We start from the raw sequence: 7,793 nt of genomic DNA on the forward strand, positions 1-7,793 counted from the left end.
AAAAAAATTAACTATCTGGTGACCTTAACAGTCTTTTTGACTGTATCTTTAAGATAAGTTGCAGAATAAGTTAATTTTTTACCGGCTTTAAGGTTTTTGACGTTAAAGGTTGCTTTTGCAATTCCTTTGGAGTTTGTTTTAACCTTAAGGGTTTTGCCGTTGAATTTGAATTTAATGACTTTATTTTTAAGTTTTTTAGCAAGTTTAGCTGTTAAAACTACTTTTTTAGCTGACTTTTTAACTTTAAGAGTGTTTAAGCTCACCATATGTTTTACAGTCAGTTTTTTAGTGGTTTTTGCTGTGCCGTAGATTGCCTGGAGATTGTATTTTCCAGGTTTCAGGCTATTGACTTTCAATGTTGCAGCACCATTTTTGTCTGTTTTGACTTTAAGGTTTTTACCGCTAACCTTGAATGTCACATATGTATTTTTAGCAAGTTTTTCATTGATATAGACTTTGACTTTGGCGTTGTTTGTATATATCACGTTAACGTTAGATATCCTGATTTTGGTATTTAATATGTCAACGAATGCATATAATGTGCAGTTGAATCCGTTTTCACCTATATAGAAAGCGTCAATGTCTGTTTCGCCTGCTTTGAAGTCTTTAAGTGATAATTTTGCCATTCCATTAACAACAGGCACAGTAACATTTTTATCGCCTGCAGAGAATATTACAGTTGCATTAGCTGATTTTGATGTTTTAACAGTCACTACACCATTTTCTCCAACATACATTTCATCCGGAGAGACAATATTCGGATAGATTATGAGAGTATGGTTGAGCTCTTCAACTTCAAAATCATCGCCGTCATATTTTGCTAAAAGCAGGCATTTACCCGCAACGAGATTGTCCAGATCTATCACTGCATCGCCGTCAACCACTTTAACGCTTTTGTAGAGTTTACCGTCAACGTATAATTCGAGATTTCCTTTAGCAGTTTCAGGAAGGCTCAAAGATACAATGGAATCCTCACCATAATATAAGGAAAATGGCGCAATTGGCTGATATATCACTGTGAAATTGTATGATTCATTCCAGCTGTGATATTTCCCATCCCCTTTGAAGGCGAAATCCACAGTGTGATTTCCGGCAGGCATTTTAGATACATCAAGTTCAATCCAGCCTGAATCATCGATTGTAAACTCCTGTGATTTACCGTCAATTGTTATTTCAATCAGGTCTTTGTTAAAGTCAGGAGGTACGATTATTACAACGTTGCTGCCATCGCCGTAGACGAAATTTCCGTAACCCCATATGTCAACATTATAGTCCACATCGACTGTGACCTTTTTGGACCTTGTGAATTTGCTTGCATTGTATTGCACTTCCACAATATGCTGGCCGCAGGTTATATCATCAAACATTGAATGGAGAAACTCTCCGTACTTGTCCAGTTTATCTTTAAACACTAATTTACCGTCTACAAATATGAATACTGTTCCGTCACGGTTGTTTAGGATTTTAGCAGTTATGCAGTCGTCATGGTCGAAAACCATTTTCTGCGGGATGCTTATCCTCATTTCGACAACTGTGAAATTAAATGTTTTTGTGAATTTTCTGTAGTAGGAATCTCCTGAATATGAAATTGTAACATTGTGCATTCCCAATGGCAGTGTGTTAAACTCACTTGCATTTAAAAACAGGAACTGCTCTGCTGTCATGTTTTTTATAAATTTCCCGTCAATGAATATCTGCACTTCACCGTTGGCGGATTGCGGGAAATACAGTGCCACACGACCTTCCGGATCATCTTTTAAAATTTCCTCAGCAAATCCCGGTGTTGTAAAGTTTGAAGCCACATTCATCACTTTCAGAGGACTGTCAAGGATTGTAATGTTGTTGAAAAAGAGACATATATGATATGTAGTGTGATCAGTAATCCTGTTTACAACAATCATAGGTTCCGCACTATGAGGTATTGTAATCGGAACGCTCACGGAAGATGTGACGTTTTTGTTGTAAAATTCGACATCGTTTATTGTTGCTCTCAGGTTTCCTGTGACGTTTTGCGGAATTTCAACATCAATGGAACCCAAATCCTGTCTGTAGACCGTATCATTGAATGATACTTTAATATCATCGGCAATCTGTTGGTCGCTTTCTGTAATGTTATCTGAAGCGGCCGCTGACGTGATAGAACAAATTGCCAACAAGAGTATAAAAACTAAAATAATCTTTGATTTCACATCATCACCTCTCACATATACATTTGTCGGAGGAGATATATTAAAATTTAAAAAAAGAAGATAGAAAAAATCTATCTTTTTACTTTAACTGTTTTTTTGACTGTGTCTTTAAGGTAAGTTGCCTGATATGTGACTTTTTTGCCGACTTTAAGCTTTTTAAGAACAGATGATTGAATTGTGATTTTGGCAACACCTTTGGAATTTGTTTTTGCAGAGTACTTTTTGCCGTTGAACTTGAAGGTTACCTTTTTGTTTTTAAGGTATTTTCCGTTGACTTTAGCCAGATTTGCCTGAAGAATGAGTTTATTGGCTGAAGTTCTGACTGTTAAAGTTTTTACTGTAACGAGATGTTTTACAGTAAGGGTTTTTGTAACGGATTTTCCAAGTGTTTTAATGGTAACTTTGTAGGTTCCGGGAGCTTTATATATTTTAAGACTTGCATAACCGTTCTTGTCAGTTGTGCGTTCATATTCATCATCTCTGATTTTAAATACTACGCGAACACCTTTGACTGGTTTTCCGTCAACTGTAACTTTGATTTTATATACTCCGCCTGCAGCATATATTGTGTTGAAGTTTTTAGCTGTAATTACGGCATTTGAAGGGTTTGACGCTTTAAATGTAGCGTAGTACTCATCACCTGATTGTGCCAAAGGAGAGTCGTCATAGACAAATGACCCGTATTTCTCGTCAAATATCTCAAAGCTAAGTATTTCATATTTTCCTGCTACAAGCCCTCCTGATGAGAGTTTAACATCACCGCAATATTTGATTTCAAATTCCTGATAGTCATCAAGGCCGTAGCTGAAAAGATACATGAAAAGTGTGCCTTTAGCGTCATCTGGAAGGTCAACTTCAAAGTAATTGTCCCTTGCAATTACAACATTGCTTCTGTGAGTGACTTTTGGAATCACGTAAAGTTCCACTTCACGTTTGAAAACATTTTCTGTAAGTTCGAATGAGAAACTATGACTTCCCATTTCTAAATTGGAAAATACAATATCTGCTTTTCCGTCTTTCATCTCGACATAACTCAAATCGCCCTCTGTGATTTCGCCTTCATCATCCTCATACAATGTACGGACTTCTATGGTGTCTGTGATGTTTCCATGCAGGTCAATGTGATAAATGACATCATCACCTAAAAAAGAGGTTTTTGGAGCTGTAAACTCATAGTTGATGATTTCAATTACCATTCCGCCATCATCAACTGTGTAGTCATCTGCTTCATATGAAAATGACAGGTAATGTGAACCCAGGAAGTTTTCAGGGGTGAAATTAAGCTGTGAGAGTCTGACCTCGGCATATCCTTTGACTAACGGAAATTCTCCTAAAAAGTCCCCGTCATCATAATCCCCTTCAAAGACATATAATGAACCGTAGGCGTCAGAGGGAAGTGTCAGACTTGCAAGTGTGACATCATCGAGATAATAGATGAATTCGGCTTCAGGGTTGGTGTCAATCTGGTATGCGTCTTCATCCCAGTATTCGCCATCATCCCAATCATCATCGTCATCGTCTTCAAAATCATCGTTTGAGACACCGTCATCATTGGGGCCACCCTGAGAGTCAGTGTCGTCATAGTTCACATCAAAAGGAAGGCCGTCTTCCAGTGTTTCGTTTTTCTGTATTTGATCTGATGCGCTTACAGCTCCAAGTGATAATATAATAAGCAGCATCGCCAGTATAAATGCGTATTTAATTTTCATCGAAATCCCTCTTTATTATATATTATATATTTCTTGAATGCATTATAAATACTATTAATGTTTTGAAAAAAACATGACTGAAATGTAATTTTTCTATGCATTTGTTGACAAAGCAATACTGGTATGTTAAATTGATGCTACTTTACTTTAATCTGTTTAGATGAATATATTTCACAATTAAATTCATTTAACTGAAGATTTTTTAGAAAAAATTAGACATGCATTTCAAGTGTAAAATCTTAAAATTGAGATTTTAGAGAAAATAACGGCAAAATGCTAAATTTTAACAGAAATTGGGCAGTCTGAAATACATATCCTGCACGGTCATTTAAACTCTCAGCATGGCAAAAATATGGATTTACTCGCGGGAAATTTCTATACAGTAACTTGCAGAAAATGTTTAGAAATGATAATTTATCATTAAAATTATCCCTTTTAAGGTGATGAGCTTGAATTTGATTTGAAATTTGAAATGGAGAAATTTCGAAAAATGCAGTTAGTATGATGTGTATAACTCAAATGTCATGCATGATCACTTCACAATTCATCGTTTTCACACACCTCACAGATGAGAAAAAAATTGATGAAAATTACAATTTTTGCCCATACCACTTAAAAGTTCAATGTGAAAAAGAGCCTTACCTAAAATCTTTGAAAGTTCTCTAAAAATGACCAAAAAATTAAAAATCCCCCAGATATTGCTTTACTCTCAAAAAATTTTCATACAGTAACAGAGCGTGAATACGTTAAAGTCAATATCAAGTTTTAGATAGCTTTCATTAATCTATACCTAAATTGTCAAACCTGCATTTAACATTTCCACTGCTCATAATGATTATTGAGCATTAGTATATAAAGGTCCCCTGAAGAGCATCTGAGCGAATCATCTGAAATTTTTTTCAAAAATCATATAAATACCTGCAAAATTATGAAGTCAGAGCAGATTAATTTATCAGCTCACACACAACATGAATCATTGTGAAATGTCAAATTCAAAACCCTGATTGCATCATCCAACACATACTTCTGCCCGCATTACTCCACTGTCAAACAGGCATTGTGTAAAATCACAGCCATAAAACCGGCAGGTTAACATGGAAAGTTAAAAAAATTGGGCAAAAATACTGATTTACTCTCAGAATTTCTTCATACAGTAAACGGCAAAAAGGCCTCAAAAAGGCAATTACTTCAAATATTTCACCTGGTCCTGCATGAAAATTTATGATGTTAAATTTTTTTGAAAAATCACTGCCGGCATTATGATTTTGAAAATCTGTAAAAATTTGACTTTAACATCCGGGTTTTTTCGAATGAAATTTAAATATTAATAGTAGTTGATATATATCCTCGATTAAATCTTGTAAAATAAACATTGAATGTTGTCGTTAAAGTGAAAAGCGTTCCATAATATTAAAGGTGTTAGGACTACTTTTAATTTAATCGAACCTTTATAAAATTATTATGATACTTCAAAATGAGCAGAATTTTTAAAAAAATAGAAAAAAGAAAATAGGGCTTATTTGCCGATATTTTCCGCAGTCAGGTTGTTAATCTTGTTGAATTCTTCCAGATATTTAATGCACTCAGGAATTTTGGAAGAATCAGTACCTTTGTATTTGCATTTGACAAGCTGATGGTTTTTACCGATTTTGATAAGTTCCATTGCTCCCACTTCATCATGAAATGAATCGGTGAAATGGGCAAACTTGCCTTTAATTGTGACGTTAGAGAAACTGTCGCTTTTAAGTGGAGAAAAACTGAATTCCTTGTCATACTTTTCAATGGTGATTGAAAAGTCGTCTTTGTCCATTGACTCAGCAATACCGTCATCAAAGCCGTTCGGAGCTTTAAAGTCTGAAATTTCAACTGCTGAAGCAACAGCAATTGTGAAAAGCAGAAGCACTGCGCAAATGCAAAAAATTTTTGAAATCTTCATATTGATATTTTGAACATAGCCCATTATAAATTATAACTTCTAAGAGGTATATTTCAAGTGTAACTTTAACTTGAACAAATATCTTTAATATTTGAAAAAATAAATACAATTTATAGAGGTGAATAAATGGGAGAAAATAAGGTTCAAGATTATATAACAATTGGAAGAACATTTGAGAACTATAAATGGTATAAGCCCCTGCTTACCATCATAGTTACTATAATAATTTACTTAATACTGAACACAGTAGTGACAGCGATTTTTGCAGGAATTTACGGTGACGCATTCATTACAAATATGAGTGCCACCTATGAGGCAATGAATATGGCTGATGCAACAACTATCTACGGATTTTTAGTCCTCATCCTCTTTATTCCGTCAATATACATTGCATCAAAGATCGTAAAGGACAGACCATTTTCATCATACGCTTCAAGCCGTGGAGGATGGGACTGGAAACTTTACTTAAAATGCCTTGCAATCCCTATTGCAATATATGTCGTTATGACACTGATTTCTATTGCAATTCAGGGCCAGTCACACGGCGTAAACAGGCTGACTCCATTGGTAATTGTCGTATTTATAGTGCTTATCTGTGCACAGAGCATTTCTGAGGAATTTCTATTTCGCGGAATCATCATGCAGACAATCGGATCATGGGTTAACATACCGGTAGTCGCCATAATTATCCCGAGCGCATTATTTGCAGCACTTCACCCTTACAACATCATAGGAGTTGTTACAACATTTATTGTAGGAGTGATGTTCGCTGTAGTCGCATGGAAAACAAACGGTCTTGAAGCAGGCTCTGCAATTCACAGCATCAACAATATAACTTCATTCATGCTCGGATTTTCAGGAATTCAGCAGATTGCAACAAATGCCACCCCTGTCGATGCAGTAATAAATTTAGCGTCCCCGATGATTTCCATAATAGTTATAATCTATTTAGGTAAAAAATACGAGTGGTTTGAATGAGTGAAACTAACATTAAAGACTACATTACAATCGGACGAGAATTTGAAAACTACAAATGGCATAAACCGTTAGTGACCATTATTTTAAGCGCAGTAATCTTTTTTATACTGACATTTGTCCTTGGAGCAATATTCCAGCTGGCATTTGGAGACATATCTGCAGGACTGTCAGACAGCTATGAATCACTTAACACGCTTGGTCCTGCAAGTCTTTTTTCATATCTGATACTTGTCATAACCATTCCTGCAATTTATCTTGCATCAAAGATTGTTAAAGACAGGCCGTTTTCATCCTATGCGTCTTCACTTGGAGGATGGAGATGGAAACTTTACTTCAAATGCATGGCAGTTCCTCTCGTGATTTATGTGATTTTTAACATCGCATCATCACTCACAGACGGTTCGGCCATTAATATTCAGCAGATATCCCCTTTAATGTTTATCGCATTTGCAATAACCATTCCTCTTCAGTGCATCGCTGAGGAGTACCTGTTTCGTGGCCTCATCATGCAGAGCTTCGGATCATGGTTCAACATTCCAATTCTTGCGATAATCATACAGGCCCTTGCATTCGGAGCGACACACTCATACAACAGTATCGGAGTCGTTACCATAATCCTTGGAGGAGTGGTTTACGGACTGCTTGCCTGGAAAACAAACGGTATTGAAGCAAGTTCCGCACTGCATACCATAAACAACCTTACAGTATTCATTACAATTTATTTTGGTCTTGCAAGGACTTCAACAAATGTTGATATCTGGGCAGCACTCTTTGCATTTGCAATTGATTTAATCTGTTTAGGCCTGACCTATTATGTGGGCAGCAGATACAACTGGTTTGAAAGCGAAGCTTAATCGCTTTAAACCTCACCATCACTTATTTTTTAACATTGTTGTGCAAGAATTCTCCGGCTTCTTTAAGCCGGAGATGAATTGCACTTTTAAGGTGTAGGAGTTGAATTTTTTTGTAATAACAGGGTAT

General features: G+C 36.0%; 5 protein-coding genes. 2 read left to right on the forward strand and 3 right to left on the reverse strand.

The window, feature by feature from the left end:
* Window positions 1-11: 11 nt before the first annotated feature.
* The 3 genes from QZN33_RS02585 to QZN33_RS02595 all read right to left on the reverse strand — a co-directional run bounded on the left by QZN33_RS02585 (window position 12) and on the right by QZN33_RS02595 (window position 5,834).
* Window positions 12-2,189 (reverse strand): hypothetical protein, encoded by a 2,178-nt coding sequence (locus tag QZN33_RS02585; RefSeq protein ID WP_296789313.1) that lies wholly within the window; start codon window positions 2,187-2,189, stop codon window positions 12-14.
* A gap of 71 nt (window positions 2,190-2,260) precedes the next feature.
* Window positions 2,261-3,898, reverse strand: coding sequence for a hypothetical protein (locus tag QZN33_RS02590; RefSeq protein ID WP_296789315.1), 1,638 nt, complete (start codon window positions 3,896-3,898; stop codon window positions 2,261-2,263).
* 1,516 nt (window positions 3,899-5,414) lie between these two features.
* Window positions 5,415-5,834 carry a hypothetical protein gene (locus QZN33_RS02595; protein WP_296789322.1) on the reverse strand — a complete coding sequence of 140 codons (420 nt, stop codon included), beginning with the start codon at window positions 5,832-5,834 and terminating at the stop codon, window positions 5,415-5,417.
* Between the two features lie 126 nt (window positions 5,835-5,960).
* On the opposite strand from QZN33_RS02595, the gene QZN33_RS02600 reads away from it, so the two are divergent.
* Together QZN33_RS02600 and QZN33_RS02605 are read left to right on the forward strand one after the other, a co-directional pair.
* Complete coding sequence (locus tag QZN33_RS02600; RefSeq protein ID WP_296789328.1) at window positions 5,961-6,812, forward strand: CPBP family intramembrane glutamic endopeptidase; 852 nt, start codon at window positions 5,961-5,963, stop codon at window positions 6,810-6,812.
* A complete protein-coding gene (locus QZN33_RS02605; protein WP_296789333.1) occupies window positions 6,809-7,666 on the forward strand; it encodes a CPBP family intramembrane glutamic endopeptidase in 858 nt (285 codons plus the stop codon). The genes QZN33_RS02600 and QZN33_RS02605 overlap by 4 nt, the downstream gene beginning before the upstream one ends.
* Window positions 7,667-7,793: the final 127 nt, after the last annotated feature.

Source organism: uncultured Methanobrevibacter sp. (assembly GCF_900314615.1).
GTDB lineage: Archaea > Methanobacteriota > Methanobacteria > Methanobacteriales > Methanobacteriaceae > Methanocatella.